Raw genomic sequence first — 16,703 nt, 5'->3', positions numbered from 1 at the left:
CCGCCCTAGCGGCTGATCTGCACAAGCTGGTTTGCCGTTACCCTCTGCCAGTCGCCGAAGGTTCCATCGGGCCAGATGATCCGCAGTTCGGCGGACTCGTTCGGGCCAAGCCCGAAATGTTCGGGCCTTGCCTGTCCGCTGACGTGTCCTCCACCGATGGTCAGTTCGCGCACCTGGACCCCCGCATCGGTCCGCACCTCTATGAAACTGCCGATTGCCTTGCGGTTCGGACCGTCTTGCACCAGCGACACGGCCAGCCAGTTGCCCGCGGCTTCGGTCACGTTCTGATAGACCTCCAGCGGGGCGCGGCGGTTCGCGACCACCAGATCGAGCAGCCCATCGTTGTTCAGATCGGCCAGCGCCGCCCCGCGCGACCGCACCAGGGATGCAACCCCCGCGGTGACCGAGACCTCGACGAACTGTCCCGTCTCGGTCTGCTGCAAGAGCGAGTTGGGGTCGTCCATCGCCAGCCCGGGCATCTGTTCGACATTGCCTTTGGCCACAAAGATATCATCGCGCCCGTCATTGGTCACATCACCGAACTGCGCGTGCCAGCCGGTCGAGGGCCGCCCGTCGCCGCCCGTATGCGGGCGATGCGCAGTTGTTCCGTAGTCAAAGGTCACGTCCCGCCAGACCGGACCACCGGTTTCGGGATCGAACCGCTGGAACTTCTGGTCGCCCATGGATGTCAGGTAAATCTCGGGGAAGCCGTCGCCCGTCACATCGCGCGAGGCGATCCCCATGCCCCAGATGACATAGGGCTGCCAGTTGTCCTCTGGTCCGTAAAGACGGGGGGCGGCCTCCATCGCCCAAAGCTGTTCCTGCCCGCCGCGCACGTAATAGTGCCGGTCATTGCTGACCCGCAGATCGGCGCGGCCTGTGCGGGACCAGTCCGAAAACAGGATCGACAGGGCGCAGAACCCAGGTTCCAGCCGGACAGGCGCCGCGTAACTGTCCCCATCGGGACGGTAGAGCAGGTTTGCGTCACAAGCCTCGAACGGGCCGTCGGGATTGCTGCGATCGACATAGGTCCCGAAAGCGAGGGTCGGCAGGCGCTGCCCCGCTTCCCATGTTGCAGAGAAGGCGGTGGTCCAATGGTCGCCTGACTCGAAGCCCAAGTCGGTGAAGGGCGTAAACTGGCAATCGCCCGTTCCCCGCAACAGCAAGTCCGGCCCGACCCGCAAGACCGCGAGGTCCGTCAGGCCGTCGCCGTCGATATCCAGCGGATAGGCCCCGGTCACCCCTGTCAGGGCAAGTGTCTTTGGCGTCGCGCGGTCGAATGACAGGCTGTCTTGGGTCGTATTGATGAAAAGCGCCGATGGGTTGGAACCACCGGCGGCGAAGACCTCGGGCAGGGTGTCGCCGTTGCAGTCGAAGACCGCGACACCGCCACCCACGAAATGCTCCCACCCGCCGTCATAGACGTGGTCGGCCACCGCGACAGGCGCGAAGCTTGGCAAGACGGTTTCCGCCAAGGCCGCGACCGGCAGAAGGGCGGCACCAAACCCGGCGAGATGACGGATCATTTCCCCAGCCTTCTGACCTTGAGAGCAGAGACATGTTCGATCCCCATCGCCGCCGCCCCGCGCGCCCATTTGAGATCATCCCAGTTATGCACGCGGATGTCAGGCAGGGGCGCATCCACACGCACGACGTTCCCGCGCACCTGCGCCAGCACCTTTTCGGAATGCAGATGCGCGATCCTGTGTTCGGCGCCCGACAGGATAATCCTTTCGGGATCGAAGAGGTTGATCAGGTTCGACAGCCCCAGCGCGAACATCTGCCCTGCCTCGTCAAGCACGCGCTGGGCCGCCGCGTTGCCGGACGACGCGATCTGCACCAAGTCCCGGACGGTTGCGATCTCGCAGTTGCCCATCGCCACGCTGGCGCGGCGCAGCAGGGCATAGCTGCCGACATAGGCCTCGAGACAGCCATGCTGGCCGCATTGGCAACTTGCGCCATTCAAGGCGACCTTGGTGTGCCCGAATTCGGCCCCGCAGCCACGCTCACCGCGATAAAGCCGCCCGTCGAGAACGATGCCAAGGCCGACACCGTATTCGACGGTCACGACCAGAAAGTTGTTCAGCCCGCGCGCCTCGCCGAAAAGCTGTTCGGCCTTGGCGACGAGGTTCGCGTCGTTTTCCACGAAGGCCGCACAAGGCAGATGCTGTTCCAGCATGGCACCCAATTCGACATTGCGCCGGGTCAGCGACGACGACCAATGCACGAAACGGCCCGGCGCGTCGACCAGACCGGGCAATCCCACCGAAATACCGGCAAGCGCATCGACCCCGCCATCGAGATCCTCACAGACAGCGCCCACCCCGTCGAGGATCGCGGCGACCAGTGCATCCGGTGTCATGCAGGCCTGCGCCAGTGGCAGGGTCCGATGCGCAACCTCTTGTCCGTCGAAATCGAGCACGAGGATCGACATCTGGGTCCGGCCGACCTTGATGCCCGCAATGTGATAGCGCCCCTTGCTGAGGCGCAACGCGACGCGCGGGCGTCCGCGTTTGGCCGCCTCGGGCAGGTCCGACCCTGTCACCTCTTCGATCAGCCCGCCCGCCATCAGGCCCGAGGTCACGAAGGTCACGGTCGCAGGGCTAAGCTTCAGGGCAGCGGCGATATCGGTCCGCGATGCCTCGCCGGACTGGCGCACACAGTTCAGGACCCGCAGGCGGGTCGCCGCGCGGGCGTCCAGACCAGCGGCCTCTCCGACAGGGCGTCCGATTGCTGCGCCTGATTCTTCTTTCATAGCAGCCCCTTACAACGCCACATCATCGCTATATCATATTTTTTTCGACAACTAAAAAAAATATGATACCAAAATTGGAGGCTCAGAACGAATCGGTAGTAAGAGCCACTTAGGGAGGAAATCATGAAATACATTTTTGGTCTGTCTGCGACAGCCGTTCTGATGGGATCTGTTGCATTTGCCGACGGTCACGGGATGACCGTGGGCGTCAGCTGGTCGAACTTCCAGGAAGAGCGCTGGAAAACGGATGAAGCCGCCATCGTCGCAGCACTTGAAGCCGCAGGGGCAACCTATGTCTCGACCGACGCGCAGTCCTCGTCGTCCAAGCAGCTGTCGGACATCGAAAGCCTGATCGCGCAGGGCGTCGATGCCCTGATCATTCTGGCGCAGGACGCGCAGGCGATCGGTCCCGCCGTTCAGGCCGCCGCTGACGAAGGCATCCCCGTGGTCGCCTATGACCGCCTGATCGAAGACAACCGCGCCTTCTACCTGACGTTCGACAACGTCGAGGTTGGCCGGATGCAGGCCCGTGCGGTCTTTGCCGCCCAGCCCGAAGGCAACTACGTCATGATCAAGGGCTCGCCCACTGACCCGAACGCGGACTTCCTGCGCGGCGGCCAGCAAGAGATCATCGAAGAGGCCGTCGCTTCGGGCGCGATCACCATCGTGGGCGAGGCCTACACCGATGGCTGGTTGCCCGCGAACGCCCAGCGCAACATGGAACAGATCCTGACCGCCAACAACAACGCAGTTGACGCTGTGATCGCATCCAATGACGGCACCGCCGGTGGTGTCGTGGCCGCGCTGACCGCGCAAGGCATGCAGGGGATCCCTGTATCGGGTCAGGACGGTGACCATGCCGCGCTGAACCGTGTGGCGCTTGGCACGCAGACGGTTTCTGTCTGGAAGGACGCCCGTGATCTTGGCGCCGCCGCTGGCGAAATCGCCGTGGCACTGGCCAGTGGCGAAGAGGTCAGCGACAGCATCGAGTGGACATCGCCCGGTGGCACCACGATGACCGCCCGCTTCCTGAACCCTGTGCCGATCACCGCCGACAACCTCTCGGTTGTTGTGGATGCCGGCTGGATCACGCAGGAAGCTCTCTGCCAGGGTGTGACCGACGGTCCGGCCCCCTGCAACTAAGGACAAGATCGGCCCCGGTGTGTGACGCGCCGGGGCCGCACCTTTATCGCGCTAGCCAAGAAGGTCTGACATGACAGACGCAACTTCAGCGCCGATCCCCAAGAAGGACAACGGAAGCCTGTTCCAGAAACTGGAACTGGATATGCGCCTTATCGGTATGATCGGGGCCCTTTTTCTGCTTTGCATCGGGTTCAACTGGTTCACGGACAGCCTGTTCCTGACGCCCCGCAACATTTTCAACCTGACGATCCAGACAGTCTCGGTCGCCATCATGGCTTGCGGGATGGTCTTCGTGATCGTGAACCGCCACATCGACCTGAGCGTCGGGGCCGTGCTGGCCAGCACATCCGCGGTCATGGCGATGATGCAGACCCAGATCCTGCCGCATACCTTTGGTCTGGGCCTTGGGCATCCGGCGATCTGGATTCTCGCCATCATCGCGGGTCTGTTCGTCGGAACGCTGATCGGGGCCTTTCAGGGCTGGATGATCGGCTATCTGACGATTCCTGCTTTCATCGTCACACTTGGCGGTTTTCTGGTCTGGCGCAACGTCGCCTGGTATCTGACCAACGGCCAGACCATCGGGCCACTGGACCAGACGTTCCTGATCTTTGGCGGCACCAACGGCACACTCGGCACAACATGGAGCTGGGTTTTCGCGGCTGTCGCCTCGGTCGGCGCGGTCTGGGCGATGTGGAACGGGCGCCGCGCGAAAATGGCGCATGACTTTCCGGTCAAGCCGATGTGGGCCGAACTGACGCTTTATGCGATCATCATCGGTGCCATCGTCGCCTTCATCGCGGTCCTGAACGCCTATCTGATCCCCGAACGCCGCCTTGCCCGCATGTTCGAGGACCGCGGCGAGGTCATGCCCGAAGGACTGGAGGTCGGATACGGGCTGCCGATCTCGGTGCTGATCCTGATCCTTGTCGCGGTGGTGCTGACGGTCGTGGCGAAACGCACCCGCTTTGGCCGCTACATCTTCGCCACCGGCGGCAATCCCGATGCGGCGCAATTGTCGGGCATCAATACGCGGTTGCTGACGGTCAAGATTTTCGCGCTGATGGGGTTCCTCTGTGCGCTGTCTGCCGTGGTCGCCTCGGCCCGCCTGACGAACCACGCCAATGACATCGGCACGCTGGACGAGTTGCGCGTGATCGCGGCGGCGGTCATCGGCGGAACGGCTTTGGCTGGTGGCTTCGGCACGATCTATGGCGCGATCATCGGGGCGCTGATCATGCAAAGCCTGCAATCGGGAATGGCCATGGTCGGCGTGGATGCGCCCTTTCAGAACATCGTCGTGGGCACCGTGCTGGTTCTGGCCGTCTTCATCGACATCGTCTATCGCAAGCGCGTGGGGGCAAAATAATGGCCGATCAAAAGCAAACCCCCTTGGTCGAGATGCAGAATATCTCGGTCTCGTTCGGTGGCATCAAGGCCGTCGATAATGTCTCGGTCGATCTTTACCCCGGCGAGGTCGTCGGCCTGCTGGGTCACAACGGGGCGGGCAAATCGACGCTGATCAAGGTGCTGTCAGGTGCCTATCAGAAGGACGCGGGCGAGATTTTCGTCAATGGCGAAAAGGTCGAAATCAATTCGCCCCGCGATGCGCGGGCGAACAACATCGAGACGATCTACCAGACGCTTGCGCTGGCCGACAACCTTGATGCCGCATCGAACCTGTTTCTGGGGCGCGAGTTGCTGACCCGCTTCGGTCTGGTCGATGACGCCGCGATGGAGGCCGAGTGCCGCAAGATCATGGGCCGGCTCAACCCGAACTTCCAGAAGTTCAACGAGCCTGTCTCGGCCCTGTCGGGCGGTCAGCGTCAATCGGTGGCGATTGCGCGGGCGGTCTATTTCAACGCCAAGATCCTGATCATGGACGAACCGACTGCCGCCCTTGGCCCGCATGAAACGCAGATGGTCGCGGACCTGATCCAGCAACTCAAGGCGCAGGGCATCGGGATCTTCCTGATCGACCACGATGTGCATTCAGTGATGGAACTTTGCGACCGCGCAAGCGTGATGAAGAACGGCCAGCTTGTCGGAACGGTGAACATTGCGGATGTGACCGATGACGACCTTCTGTCGATGATCATCCTTGGCAAGAACCCCAACGAAAAGGTGGATGCGTGATGGCAACTGGTTTCTTTGACGGCGTCGCTCCGGCGACATTCCAGCACTACAACCCCGACGAAGTCGTCATGGGCAAGCGGATGGAGGATCACCTTCGGTTCGCCGTCGCCTACTGGCATTCCTTCGCCTGGGAGGGCGGCGACCCCTTCGGTGGCCAGACGTTCATCCGCCCCTGGCATCCGCAGGACGACATGGGACGTGCCAAGCTGAAGGCCGATGTGGCCTTCGAGATGTTCGACCTGCTGAACGTCCCCTTTTTCTGCTGGCACGACGCCGACCTGCGCCCCGAGCAGGGCAGTTTCGCCGACAACCTGTCGACCCTGAACGAGATCACCGACTACATCGGCGAAAAGATGGAAGGCTCGAAAACCCGCCTGTTGTGGGGCACGGCCAATATGTTCAGCGACCGGCGCTGGATGGCGGGGGCCGCGACCAACCCTGATCCCGATGTCTTCGCCTTTGCCGCAGCCACGGTGAAATCCTGCATGGATGCGACCCTGAAACTCGGCGGCGACAATTATGTGCTCTGGGGTGGGCGCGAAGGGTATGAAACCCTGCTCAACACCGACATGGGGCAGGAGTTGGACCACATGGGCCGCTTTTTGTCGATGGTCGTCGATTACAAGCACAAGATCGGCTTCAAGGGCCAGATTCTGGTGGAACCCAAGCCGCAAGAGCCCTCGAAGCATCAGTATGACTACGACGCGGCGACCTGCATCGGGTTCCTGCGCAAATATGGGCTTGAGAAAGAGGTGAAGCTGAACCTCGAACAGGGTCACGCGATCCTTGCAGGCCATTCCTTCGAGCATGAAATCGCCGTCGCGGCCGCCGAAGGGATGCTGGGGTCCATCGACATGAACCGCAACGACTATCAGTCCGGCTGGGACACCGACCAGTTTCCCAACAACGTGCCCGAGGTGGCGCTGACATATTACCATGTTCTCAAGGCCGGAGGGCTGGGCCTGGGCGGCACCAACTTCGACGCCAAGCTGCGGCGGCAGTCGATCGACGCCCAAGACCTGATCGACGGGCACGCGGGCGCGATGGATGTCTGCGCGCGAGGCTTCAAGGCGGCGGCGGCGATGATGACAGACGGCGGGTTGGAGCAGGCCCTGTCGGACCGCTACGCAGGCTGGCAGACACCGCAGGCGCAGGCCATGCTGACCAGCGATCTGGACAGCATCGCGGCGCGCGTGCTGTCAGAAGGTATCGCGCCCCAGCCACGCTCGGGCCGTCAGGAAGCGCTGGAGAATTACGTCAACCGGTTCGTCTGATCTGTCGGGGGTGTGTGGTGCCGCTGAAGGGACTCGAACCCCCGACCCCATCATTACGAATGACGTGCTCTACCAGCTGAGCTACAGCGGCCAACCGGCGCCCTCATAGCACCGGGGTTTGCGGTGGAAAAGGGCTATTTCGGCTCTTCTTGCGCGGTGACATCCTCGGGGCTTGCGGCGGCGTCGAGATCGACGATCTCTGCGGGGATCACCGCCGTGGTCTGGCCCTTTCCGACGATCAGGGGCAACATTTCCGTTCCCATAGGCATGGCCACGTCGTTTTCCGGCGGTGCGCGCCAGGACAACGTGTCGAAAGCGCCGCAGTTGTTGCAGGTCGGGCCCCAGCTTGCGTGGATGTGCTGGCAATTGTCACAGATCCATTGCGGGCCGCGCGGCGCGGTCAGGGCCTTGGTCAGCCAGCCGCGCACAACGGAATCGTCCGCCCCCTCGCCGCGCTCGATCGCGGCCATAAGCGTCAGGATGCGCGCGGTCGGTGCCTTGTCGGCCAGATCACCCAGCGCACGGCGGGCGGCGGGGAAATCTTCGGCCGCGATATAGAGTTCCGCCGTCAGCATCCGGGTTTCGGGATGGTCCGGCGTGGACTTGGTCAGCGCGGCAAACCGCTTGACCCGCTCGGCTGCGGTTTCATCGGGTGCGATTTCCGCAAAGGCACCCGCAAGGTCAGGATGCGGTTGCGCCGTCCATGCCTTTGTCAGGACACGGGTCGCATAGCGGGCGTTGCCTTGGGCGATATAGCCTTGGGCCGCCATGATCGCGGCGGGAATCAGATCGGGCGAAAGGCGGTTGGCCTGAATGGCGGCCTCGCGCGCTTCGATGGTCTTGCCGTCGTCCAGCACATCGCGCGCCTCGGACAGGGCCAGCACGGCGTCGCGGCGCTTGTGCACGTCGCGCGGCAGGCTCCCCGACTTCAGCTTGGCACCCAGCGTCTTGCGCGCCCCTGTCCAATCGGCCTTTTCCGCCTGCAATCGCAGCAGGACATCCTGCGTCTCTTCGTGCTTGGGCTTGAGCGCGAAAGCCTTTTTCGCCAGCTCCATCGCAAGGTCGGTTTTTCCCTCGGACAGTTTCTGCTTCAGGATCCCGCGCACCCCGACAAAGCGGGTCTTGGGATCGGACAGCAGCCGCTTGTAGGTCTCTTCCGCCTTTTCGCGGTCGCCGGTCATTTCGGCGGCCTGCGCGGTCAGAAGGTTCGTCAGTTGCGGCTGTTGCAGATACTTTTCGGCGCGGGCGGCCTTGGCCATCGCCAGATGCCCCTCGCCCGAAGCAAGCGCCATCATGCCTTCGCTCAGCGCCTCATACCCCTTGCGTTCACGGTTGCGGTCGAAATACCGCGAGATCGCGGTCTCGTCGCCATTGAGAAACTTGAACGACGCCACAAGCAAGGCAAGCAGTTTCAGCCCCAGCCAGACCAGCAGAACCAATGCGCCGAACCCGAAGACCATCTCGAGCGGGCTGAGCGTGAACTCTTGTCCCGCCACATCCACGGTCATTCCGCCGTCGACCTCCATCAACTGCGTTCCGCCGTAGGTCAGCGCGGTGACTGCGGCGACAAATGCAACGATTTTCATCAAAGACCAGAGCATGACGTGCGCCTTCAGTTGTCAGAAAGAGAGGATGAGAGGATATCGACGGCGGCGACTGCATCCGCCCGCGCCTCGGCCTGTGTCAGCCAGCCCGACATCTCGGCGCGCGCGACCTCGGGCAGGGCGGCAAGCTCGGCAAGGGCATCGGACAGACGACCGCCGCGCAGCGCGGCCTCGGCGCGGGACAGGACGGCATCGGCACTGTCACCTTCGCGCGGGGCTGTCGAGCGGACGTCGAACTGGTTGCGCAGGAAGGCGCCGATCCCGGATGTTTCTTCCCCCGCGACCCCTTCGCTGCGGGCCGTGGCAAGCGCGGCGCGCGCGGCATCGGGAAAGCGGTCCTGCAAGACAGGCAGCGTCGGCACACCATCCACAACAGCCAAAAGCGCGTCGGGCGCGGCTTCGCCAGTGGTGGCTTCGAGATCACCCAGGGCCGCCCCGATCGGTGCGCCGCTGTCCAGCGCCGTCTGGACACGGGCCAGTGCGGCACGAGAGGCCGCGTTGCGGGCGGCTGCGGTGGCGCTTTGCTCGATCGCGGCGGCGGCGGCGCGGGCGTCTTCAAGCTCGGCCTGCGCCGCGGCGGCCATCTCGGCCAATTGCCTGCGCAAGGCGTCCATTTCTGCGGTCACGGCAGCCCCTGCTTCGGGGTCGGGCGCGACTACGACCTCGGGCCGCGCTTCCAGAGCGTCGATCCTTGCGGTCAGGGCGGCCACCTCGGACAGAACCGTCTCGATCCGTTCGGCGACTGCTGTCTCGATCCCGCTGACATCGACCTGCGGTGCGGCGTCAATACGCTCTTCCAGCGCGGCAATCGCTGCCGACTGCTGGGCAAGCTGGACAGACAAGCCGTTATCGCTTGCCGGGGTCGTCAGCGTTGCGACACCATAGCCGATCACTCCCGCAAGCAGGCCACCCAGGGTCAAAGGCAGAAAGCCGCCACCAGAGGCAACCTTCGGTGCAGGGGGCGCAGAGGGTCTTGGTGCGGGGTCGGGCGCAACGGCCGGCTTGTCCGGAGTTTCGACAGCTTCTGTCGGCGTCATCGCGGGTGCTACGCGGTCGGGCGCGGGCAAGTCCGATGTCGGGCGCACCTCGGGCGGGATCGCGTCGAAAAGCGCGTTTTCGGTGCTTGCCGATTCGACCGCATCAGCGACCCCATGCGTCGGGTCCGCCCCGTCACTTACCGCTTTACGGCTTTTCGCTGGCTGTTTTACCACGTTTTCACCCTTTCAGCCCCGCAAGACGAAGATCGCGTCTGACAGTCTAGCCTAACCCGCTGTCGTGTCACCCTCAAGCAGGCCGCCCGAGACCTGACAACACCCCGAGAACAGCCTTGGCCATGCTTGCGGCATCGGGGCTTTCGGCGACAACCAGTTCGGCCACGGCGAGCGGTTCTATCGCGTCGCGGACCGCATCACTCATCACGGCGATATGCAGGGGTGCCTCGAACGGCCCCTGCCTGGTCAATATGGTTGCGGTGCGCGGCGAAAAAAGGGGTGCGACAACAGGCGCTTGTCCTGCCAGCACCGCTTTGGCCTCGGGCGTGAGTTCACCTACAAGCTGGTCATAGGCCACGACGTCCTCGCAGATCAGACCCGCCGCGTTCAAGGTCCTTGCGACATCGCCCCGCGCGTGGATGCCGCGAATATGGGCAAGCCTGCCTGTCGGCTGGGCTGCGATAATATGCGCGACAAGGGCCTTGGCGTCGCCCTGGGCGGTTTCGGCAGCGAATCCCGCGTCCCGCGCCACCTCGGCGGTGCGATCCCCGACGCACCATGCCGGATGGCCAGTCAGGCCGAGATGCCCTGCCGCCGCGACCCCGTTGACCGAGGTAAAGATCAAGGCATCCGCCTTGGGCGGCGTCGCGGCGACAAAGGAAATCTCGAGCAGGGGCGAGGCAAGGACATCTAGCGGCCCGTGCCACTGTGCCCGCACCATTCCCGCGAAAGGATCGTTTCGTCCTTCGGGCCGGGTCAGCAAGAGGGTGGGGATCATCGGGGCACCATTGTTCGAAGCTTCGCACGATGTTACCTGCGGCACAGAAAGGTGCAACCGGACCCGCGATGAGTGACCCCCTGACCATCCTCGGCATCGAAAGCAGCTGCGACGATACCGCTGCGGCCATCCTGCGCGGGCGCGATGTTCTGGCATCTGTCGTCTACGGGCAAACGTCGCTGCACGCGGATTTCGGCGGGGTGGTCCCCGAGATCGCGGCGCGCGCCCATGCCGAGAAGCTGGATCATTGCATCGAAGAGGCGCTGGCCAGCGCGGGACTTGCCCTGACCGATCTCGACGGGATCGCGGTGACGGCCGGACCGGGCCTTATCGGCGGCGTGCTGTCGGGTGTGATGACCGCCAAGGGGCTGGCGGCAGCGACCGGCCTGCCGCTGATCGGCGTGAACCACCTGGCAGGTCATGCGCTGACGCCGCGCCTGACGGATGACATCGCCTTTCCCTATCTGATGCTGCTGGTCTCGGGCGGGCATTGCCAGTTCCTGATCGTCGAAGCCCACGACAGTTTCACCCGCATCGGCGGCACCATCGACGATGCCCCGGGCGAGGCCTTCGACAAGACCGCGCGCCTGCTTGGCTTGCCCCAGCCCGGCGGCCCTGCGGTGGAAGAAAGCGCAAAGTCCGGTGATCCGCGCCGTTTCGACTTTCCGCGTCCGCTGTTGAATCAGGACGGCTGCGACATGTCATTCTCTGGCCTGAAGACCGCGATCCTGCGCGCCCGCGATGCGGTGGTGGCCGAACATGGCGGTTTGACCCGCGCCGACCAAACCGATCTTGCGGCTGGCTTTCAGGCGGCAGTCGCCGATGTTCTGGTCGAAAAGACCAGCCGCGCTCTCGCGATTTATCTGGCGATGAACCCCGAGACCCCCGGCTTTGCCATCGCGGGGGGCGTTGCCGCCAATGCCACGATCCGCGCCGGTCTGATAGAGCTTTGCCAGAAGAAGGGTGTTGCCTTCGTCGCCCCGCCACTGAAGCTATGCACCGACAATGCCGCGATGATCGCCTATGCCGGACAAGTGCGGATGCAGGCGGGCGAGGCGGACGACATGACGCTTGTCGCCCGCCCGCGCTGGCCACTGGACAAGACGGCGGCCCCGATGCTCGGGTCCGGCAAGAAGGGAGCGAAGGCATGAGGATCGGGATTGCAGGTGGGGGGGCTTTCGGGACCGCTTTGGCGGTTGCCCTTGCGCTGGACGGGAATGACGTTCTTCTTTGGGCGCGCGACGCAAGGGCGGTCGATCGGATGAACGCGAAACGGGCGAACGACCGTTTGCCCGGTGTGACCCTTCCCGAAGGCGTCACTGCCTCGGCCGATCTTGCGGCGCTCTTTGCCTGTGACACGATCCTGTTGTCGATCCCTGCCCAGACCCTGCCGGACTTCCTGACCGCGAACGCGCAACACCTGGGCGGCAAGTCCCTTGTTGCTTGCTGCAAGGGGATCGACCTGACCCGCATGACCGGCCCTGCCAGGACGATCCGCGATCTGGTGCCTAGCGCCATCGCCGCGATCCTGACCGGCCCCAGCTTTGCCGCCGATATCGCGCGCGGGTTGCCGACGGCGCTGACGCTGGCCTGCGGTGACGACGCGACCGGAGCGGTCCTGCAAAGGGCGCTCTCTACCGCAACGCTGCGGCTTTACAGGACAACGGATACGGTCGGGGCGGAACTTGGCGGGGCGCTCAAGAATGTCATGGCGATTGCCGCAGGCGTGGCCATCGGTGCGCAACTTGGAGAAAGCGCGCGCGCCGCGCTGATCACGCGCGGATTCCCCGAAATGCAGCGGCTGGCCATGGCGCTGGGCGGACAGGCGGATACGCTGGCGGGGCTGTCGGGCTTCGGCGATCTGGTGCTGACCTGCACCTCGCCGCAATCGCGGAACTACCGCTTCGGCGTTGCGCTGGGCGAAGGCAAGGCGTTCGACCCCACATCCACCGTCGAAGGCGCTGCGACCGCGCGCGCGGTGCGGAAACTTGCACAAGATCGTGGAATTGATATGCCCATTGCGACCGTCGTCGCCGATCTGGCGGATGGAAAAACAGATGTGACAGAGGCGCTTGCCACGCTGCTGTCACGCCCATTGAAGGAAGAATAGATGCGCTTTGCCCTGATGACCCAAGACAAGCCCGGCGCCCTGCAAATCCGCATGGACAACCGCGAGGCCCATCTGGCCTATATCGCCGAAACCGGCGTGGTCGAGATGGCGGGCCCCGTTCTGGATGACGCAGGCCAGATGTGCGGCTCGCTGATCATTCTCGATGTGGCGGATATGACCGCCGCGCAGGAATGGGCCGAGAACGATCCCTACGCACAGGCGGGCCTCTTCGAAGTGGTCACGCTGCGTCCGTGGAAGAAGGTCATCGGCTGATGGCCTATTGGCTGTTCAAATCCGAACCCGACGTCTGGGGTTGGGACGCGCAGGTCGCCAAGGGCGATGCGGGCGAGGAATGGAACGGTGTCCGCAACTATCAGGCCCGCAACAACATGCGCGCGATGACGCTGGGGGATCGGGGGTTCTTCTATCATTCAAGAACCGGGCTCGAGATCGTGGGGATCGTCGAAGTCTGCGCCGAGGCGCATCCCGACAGCACCACCGATGATCCGCGGTGGGACTGTGTCGATATCCGCGCGGTGCGGCCCCTGACAAAGCCCGTCAGCCTGGACATGATCAAAGCCGACCCGCGCCTGTCCGAGATGGTGCTGGTCAAGAACTCGCGCCTGTCGGTGCAGCCTGTGACCGATGCCGAATGGGCGCTGATCTGCGCATTGGGTGAAACCGCGCCTTAGGCCTGAACGAAAACGCCCGCCAAAGGGCGGGCGCAAGTCATGTCAACCAGTCCGGCCTAACCGTAGACGGCTTCCTTGCCGAAGTGCTTGGTCAGCATGTAGTAGACCACCGCGCGATACTTGTTGCGCTCGGACTTGCCGTAGGTGTCCAGCACAGAGCTGATTGCCGTGTCGAGTTCAGGCCCATCCTTCAGTCCAAGCTTCTTGATCAGGAAGTTGGTCTTGACGGTCTCGATCTCGCTGTCTTGGGTGCCGGCGACGGTGGATGCATCCGCGTTGTAGATGGCAGGGCCGCAGCCGATGGTGACCTTGGTCAGCAGGTCCATATCGGGCGTCATCCCGCATTTGTTCTTCAGATCATCCGCATATCTCGCAATCAGTTCGTCGCGCTTGCCCATCAATATCTCCCAGCTTTCAAAATTTTTCATCATGCCGTGGCTTCCATGACCACGCCGCGGGAACGTTAAAGTGATCGATGCCCATCGGTCCAGATAAATTCACCCAAGCAGGGCGGGAAACGCCACAAGACCCTTTGGCCGCGTGCCGGGGGTTTCCTTGCGCGACTTCACAGATCGGTGATCGCGGAAACTTTTCCCGACGGGTCCCGTGACTGTGTTTGTCGAAAGAAACCCTTTGGAAAACAGGAAGACACAATGACACTGAACAAGATTCTGGTCGCCGCGGCGATCACGCTTGCACCGACCGCGACGCTGGCACAGGACATGACCGGCGCTTATGGCGGTATCGCCGCAGGGATTGCCGATATCGACGTCAACGACGGCGCGCTTGCGGGCGATGGCAGCTCGGTCGGGGTCTATCTCGGCTATAACATCGACATGGGCGGGATCGTCTATGGTGGCGAGATCGACTTTGACAAGAACGACTACGAAGTGCCCGATGCAGGCGCGACCGTCGACTATGCGACCCGTCTGAAAGCACGGGCAGGTGCCAAGGTCGGTGGCGGATTGCTTTACGGGGTCGGCGGGTTCGTCCTTGCGACGTCGAACCAGCTGGATGAGGGGCAGGGCTACCTTTACGGCGTCGGCTACGATCTGCCCGTCGGCGGCAATTACCACGTCGGTGCAGAGCTGTTGCAGCACGAGTTCGAGGATGATGCCCTGCAAGTCGGCGTGACCACGCTGAAGGTGCGGGTCGGCTTCAACTTCTGATCAGCCAAAGACTGTCGCGGGGCCGAACAGCCCCGCGATATGCCTATCTGCATCCTCCCCATCCGGGCACCTGCAAATGAAAATGGTCGGCGTGCAGCCGGTTGTAGTCGGGTGACAGCGTCAACCCGAACCAGTCGCAGGCCCCGTCACGGACACGGCGCAGGAAGGCAGCCTTGGGGCCGTCCCCTTCCCAGTCGGCAAGCAGGCTGATCCGCGACCCATCCGCCAAGCCGAAACCGGAGACATCCATCGCACTGGCGGTTGCATGGGTGCTGAACCGCGATGACGTGCCGCCTGTCGTCCGCATAAGCCTGCAATTGTAGCTGCCGATATGCTGGATCGCTCTGACGGGCTGGCCAAGAAGGGCTTCCGCCGCTGGCTGGACCGTGTGCCTTTCCCACATCGCCATATGCAGGGCGGTGGCGCAGCTTGTCTCGACAGGCGCAAGGCTTGCTGCGCCGACATTGGATAAAGACACCCGGTCCGGAATGAAACATGCCTCGGTTTCTTCCAAGGGGGGCATCCGGGTTGCCTCTGCCGCTGTCGCAAGCGCTGCGGTGCAAAGTCCCGCGTCACTGGCGGTGCGCGACAGCTTCCATCCCGTGATGGGCGTGACAGGATCGGCCACCAAAAGCGGCTGAACCGGGTTCCACGCAGGCGGCAGGGGCGTCTGCGGATGCGTCAGCAGCAGTGCCCCGCCATAGACCAACATCGCCGCAAACGAAAACGCAGCCAAGCCGCTGATCCGGGCGAGGCTGCGTGTCTTCTTGCGATCTGCGCGCGCGGCATCGCTTTCGGCCATCTGCTGGCGTCGGCCATGCCGCATCGCGGATCAGTACCGGTAATGCTCGGGCTTGAAGGGGCCTTCGACGGTCACGCCGATGTAGTCGGCCTGTTCCTTCTTCAATTCCGTCAGCTTGACGCCGATCCGCTTCAGATGCAGGCGGGCCACCTTTTCATCCAGACGCTTGGGCAGGATGTGCACGCCGACCGCGTAATTCGCGCCGTTGTTCCACAGCTCCATCTGAGCCAGAACCTGATTGGTGAAAGAGGCCGACATCACGAAAGACGGGTGGCCCGTGGCATTGCCGAGGTTCAGCAAACGCCCCTCGGAAAGCAGGATCAGACGGTTGCCCGAGGGCATCTCGATCATGTCCACCTGTTCCTTGATGTTGGTCCACTTGTGGTTGCGCAGGGCGGCGACCTGGATCTCGTTGTCGAAATGGCCGATGTTGCCGACGATCGCCATGTCCTTCATCGCGCGCATGTGCTCGATCCGGATCACGTCCTTGTTGCCGGTGGTGGTGATGAAGATGTCGGCGGTCGCCAGTTCATCTTCGAGCAGCGTCACCTCGAACCCGTCCATCGCGGCCTGAAGCGCACAGATCGGGTCAACCTCGGTCACCTTCACGCGGGCACCCGCCCCACGCAGGGACGCAGCAGAGCCTTTGCCCACATCGCCATAACCGCAGACCACGGCGACCTTGCCGGCCATCATCGTGTCCGTGGCGCGGCGGATACCGTCGACCAGCGATTCCTTGCAGCCGTATTTGTTGTCGAACTTCGACTTGGTCACACTGTCATTCACGTTGATCGCGGGGAAAGGCAGCTGGCCCTTCTTGTGCAGGTCGTAAAGGCGGTGCACGCCAGTCGTCGTTTCCTCGGACACGCCCATGATCGCCTCTTTGGTCTTGGTGAACCAGCCGGGGGTTTCCTTCATGCGCTTGTGGATCTGTTTCTTGATCACTTCCTCTTCCTCGGACTGCGGGACGGGAATGATCTCTTCTCCGGCTTCGGCGCGCGCACCCAGCAGGACATAGAGCGTCGCATC

Annotated in this window: 17 protein-coding genes and 1 tRNA gene; 9 read left to right on the top strand and 9 right to left on the bottom strand. The window is 63.3% G+C overall.

Features of this window, described 5'->3' with window-relative positions; all coding sequences use genetic code 11:
* Nucleotides 1-5 precede the first annotated feature (5 nt).
* Both V7N12_RS07600 and V7N12_RS07595 read right to left on the bottom strand, forming a co-directional pair.
* Complete coding sequence (locus V7N12_RS07600; RefSeq protein ID WP_333713801.1) at nucleotides 6-1,526, bottom strand: CRTAC1 family protein; 1,521 nt, start codon at nucleotides 1,524-1,526, stop codon at nucleotides 6-8.
* Complete coding sequence (locus tag V7N12_RS07595; protein WP_333713800.1) at nucleotides 1,523-2,755, bottom strand: ROK family transcriptional regulator; 1,233 nt, start codon at nucleotides 2,753-2,755, stop codon at nucleotides 1,523-1,525. Before V7N12_RS07595 ends, V7N12_RS07600 begins: the two co-directional genes overlap by 4 nt.
* A gap of 123 nt (nucleotides 2,756-2,878) precedes the next feature.
* On the opposite strand from V7N12_RS07595, the gene xylF reads away from it, so the two are divergent.
* From xylF to xylA, 4 genes are all read left to right on the top strand, one after another.
* Nucleotides 2,879-3,898: a D-xylose ABC transporter substrate-binding protein gene (gene xylF / locus V7N12_RS07590; RefSeq protein WP_333713799.1), complete on the top strand. Its 1,020-nt coding sequence runs from the start codon at nucleotides 2,879-2,881 to the stop codon at nucleotides 3,896-3,898.
* Nucleotides 3,899-3,968: 70 nt separating this feature from the next.
* The gene (locus tag V7N12_RS07585) at nucleotides 3,969-5,267 is read left to right on the top strand and encodes a sugar ABC transporter permease (RefSeq protein ID WP_333713798.1); all 1,299 of its coding nucleotides are present in this window, start codon (nucleotides 3,969-3,971) and stop codon (nucleotides 5,265-5,267) included.
* The gene (locus V7N12_RS07580) at nucleotides 5,267-6,034 is read left to right on the top strand and encodes an ATP-binding cassette domain-containing protein (protein ID WP_333713797.1); all 768 of its coding nucleotides are present in this window, start codon (nucleotides 5,267-5,269) and stop codon (nucleotides 6,032-6,034) included. The genes V7N12_RS07585 and V7N12_RS07580 overlap by 1 nt, the downstream gene beginning before the upstream one ends.
* Nucleotides 6,034-7,308, top strand: coding sequence for a xylose isomerase (gene xylA, locus V7N12_RS07575; protein WP_333713796.1), 1,275 nt, complete (start codon nucleotides 6,034-6,036; stop codon nucleotides 7,306-7,308). The genes V7N12_RS07580 and xylA overlap by 1 nt, the downstream gene beginning before the upstream one ends.
* Nucleotides 7,309-7,323: 15 nt before the next feature.
* Here xylA and V7N12_RS07570 read toward each other — a convergent pair.
* The 4 genes from V7N12_RS07570 to V7N12_RS07555 all read right to left on the bottom strand — a co-directional run bounded on the left by V7N12_RS07570 (nucleotide 7,324) and on the right by V7N12_RS07555 (nucleotide 10,901).
* Nucleotides 7,324-7,399: transfer RNA gene (locus tag V7N12_RS07570), tRNA-Thr, on the bottom strand.
* Between the two features lie 43 nt (nucleotides 7,400-7,442).
* The gene (locus V7N12_RS07565; RefSeq protein ID WP_333713795.1) at nucleotides 7,443-8,909 is read right to left on the bottom strand and encodes a heme biosynthesis protein HemY; all 1,467 of its coding nucleotides are present in this window, start codon (nucleotides 8,907-8,909) and stop codon (nucleotides 7,443-7,445) included.
* Between the two features lie 11 nt (nucleotides 8,910-8,920).
* Nucleotides 8,921-10,123 (bottom strand): COG4223 family protein, encoded by a 1,203-nt coding sequence (locus tag V7N12_RS07560; RefSeq protein ID WP_333713794.1) that lies wholly within the window; start codon nucleotides 10,121-10,123, stop codon nucleotides 8,921-8,923.
* A 73-nt stretch (nucleotides 10,124-10,196) separates the two neighbouring features.
* Entirely contained in the window at nucleotides 10,197-10,901 is a 705-nt protein-coding gene (locus tag V7N12_RS07555; protein WP_333713793.1) for a uroporphyrinogen-III synthase, read from the bottom strand.
* Nucleotides 10,902-10,969: 68 nt separating this feature from the next.
* Between V7N12_RS07555 and tsaD the strand changes: the two genes are divergently transcribed.
* Genes tsaD through V7N12_RS07535 form a run of 4 tightly spaced genes read left to right on the top strand, consistent with a single transcriptional unit; the run spans nucleotide 10,970 to nucleotide 13,703 of the window.
* Entirely contained in the window at nucleotides 10,970-12,052 is a 1,083-nt protein-coding gene (gene tsaD / locus V7N12_RS07550; protein ID WP_333713792.1) for a tRNA (adenosine(37)-N6)-threonylcarbamoyltransferase complex transferase subunit TsaD, read from the top strand.
* Entirely contained in the window at nucleotides 12,049-13,011 is a 963-nt protein-coding gene (locus tag V7N12_RS07545; RefSeq protein WP_333713791.1) for an NAD(P)H-dependent glycerol-3-phosphate dehydrogenase, read from the top strand. The genes tsaD and V7N12_RS07545 overlap by 4 nt, the downstream gene beginning before the upstream one ends.
* Nucleotides 13,012-13,284 (top strand): YciI family protein, encoded by a 273-nt coding sequence (locus tag V7N12_RS07540; protein WP_333713790.1) that lies wholly within the window; start codon nucleotides 13,012-13,014, stop codon nucleotides 13,282-13,284. It begins immediately after the preceding gene.
* Entirely contained in the window at nucleotides 13,284-13,703 is a 420-nt protein-coding gene (locus V7N12_RS07535) for an EVE domain-containing protein (RefSeq protein ID WP_333713789.1), read from the top strand. The genes V7N12_RS07540 and V7N12_RS07535 overlap by 1 nt, the downstream gene beginning before the upstream one ends.
* Nucleotides 13,704-13,759: 56 nt before the next feature.
* Here V7N12_RS07535 and V7N12_RS07530 read toward each other — a convergent pair whose 3' ends face one another.
* Nucleotides 13,760-14,101 (bottom strand): DUF2853 family protein, encoded by a 342-nt coding sequence (locus V7N12_RS07530; RefSeq protein ID WP_333713812.1) that lies wholly within the window; start codon nucleotides 14,099-14,101, stop codon nucleotides 13,760-13,762.
* A gap of 255 nt (nucleotides 14,102-14,356) precedes the next feature.
* On the opposite strand from V7N12_RS07530, the gene V7N12_RS07525 reads away from it, so the two are divergent.
* Nucleotides 14,357-14,872 (top strand): outer membrane beta-barrel protein, encoded by a 516-nt coding sequence (locus V7N12_RS07525; protein ID WP_333713788.1) that lies wholly within the window; start codon nucleotides 14,357-14,359, stop codon nucleotides 14,870-14,872.
* A 43-nt stretch (nucleotides 14,873-14,915) separates the two neighbouring features.
* Here the strand turns inward: V7N12_RS07525 and V7N12_RS07520 are convergent, their stop codons facing one another.
* Together V7N12_RS07520 and V7N12_RS07515 are read right to left on the bottom strand one after the other, a co-directional pair.
* Nucleotides 14,916-15,698 carry an extensin-like domain-containing protein gene (locus tag V7N12_RS07520; protein ID WP_333713787.1) on the bottom strand — a complete coding sequence of 261 codons (783 nt, stop codon included), beginning with the start codon at nucleotides 15,696-15,698 and terminating at the stop codon, nucleotides 14,916-14,918.
* A gap of 6 nt (nucleotides 15,699-15,704) precedes the next feature.
* A partial coding sequence (locus tag V7N12_RS07515) for an adenosylhomocysteinase (RefSeq protein ID WP_333713786.1) occupies nucleotides 15,705-16,703 on the bottom strand: 999 nt, incomplete at its 5' end.

It is taken from the genome of Yoonia sp., assembly GCF_036770585.1.
GTDB lineage: Bacteria > Pseudomonadota > Alphaproteobacteria > Rhodobacterales > Rhodobacteraceae > Yoonia.
This window is presented reverse-complemented; position numbering and strand designations above follow the sequence as displayed.

What these genes read in the sequence shown, in the direction of transcription:
- V7N12_RS07600 (WP_333713801.1), bottom strand. Translation starts at nt 1,526, where the DNA reads ATGATCCGTCATCTCGCCGGGTTTGGTGCCGCCCTTCTGCCGGTCGCG.
- V7N12_RS07595 (WP_333713800.1), bottom strand. Translation starts at nt 2,755, where the DNA reads ATGAAAGAAGAATCAGGCGCAGCAATCGGACGCCCTGTCGGAGAGGCC.
- xylF (WP_333713799.1), top strand. Translation starts at nt 2,879, where the DNA reads ATGAAATACATTTTTGGTCTGTCTGCGACAGCCGTTCTGATGGGATCT.
- V7N12_RS07585 (WP_333713798.1), top strand. Translation starts at nt 3,969, where the DNA reads ATGACAGACGCAACTTCAGCGCCGATCCCCAAGAAGGACAACGGAAGC.
- V7N12_RS07580 (WP_333713797.1), top strand. Translation starts at nt 5,267, where the DNA reads ATGGCCGATCAAAAGCAAACCCCCTTGGTCGAGATGCAGAATATCTCG.
- xylA (WP_333713796.1), top strand. Translation starts at nt 6,034, where the DNA reads ATGGCAACTGGTTTCTTTGACGGCGTCGCTCCGGCGACATTCCAGCAC.
- V7N12_RS07565 (WP_333713795.1), bottom strand. Translation starts at nt 8,909, where the DNA reads ATGCTCTGGTCTTTGATGAAAATCGTTGCATTTGTCGCCGCAGTCACC.
- V7N12_RS07555 (WP_333713793.1), bottom strand. Translation starts at nt 10,901, where the DNA reads ATGATCCCCACCCTCTTGCTGACCCGGCCCGAAGGACGAAACGATCCT.
- tsaD (WP_333713792.1), top strand. Translation starts at nt 10,970, where the DNA reads ATGAGTGACCCCCTGACCATCCTCGGCATCGAAAGCAGCTGCGACGAT.
- V7N12_RS07545 (WP_333713791.1), top strand. Translation starts at nt 12,049, where the DNA reads ATGAGGATCGGGATTGCAGGTGGGGGGGCTTTCGGGACCGCTTTGGCG.
- V7N12_RS07540 (WP_333713790.1), top strand. Translation starts at nt 13,012, where the DNA reads ATGCGCTTTGCCCTGATGACCCAAGACAAGCCCGGCGCCCTGCAAATC.
- V7N12_RS07535 (WP_333713789.1), top strand. Translation starts at nt 13,284, where the DNA reads ATGGCCTATTGGCTGTTCAAATCCGAACCCGACGTCTGGGGTTGGGAC.
- V7N12_RS07530 (WP_333713812.1), bottom strand. Translation starts at nt 14,101, where the DNA reads ATGGGCAAGCGCGACGAACTGATTGCGAGATATGCGGATGATCTGAAG.
- V7N12_RS07525 (WP_333713788.1), top strand. Translation starts at nt 14,357, where the DNA reads ATGACACTGAACAAGATTCTGGTCGCCGCGGCGATCACGCTTGCACCG.
- V7N12_RS07520 (WP_333713787.1), bottom strand. Translation starts at nt 15,698, where the DNA reads ATGCGGCATGGCCGACGCCAGCAGATGGCCGAAAGCGATGCCGCGCGC.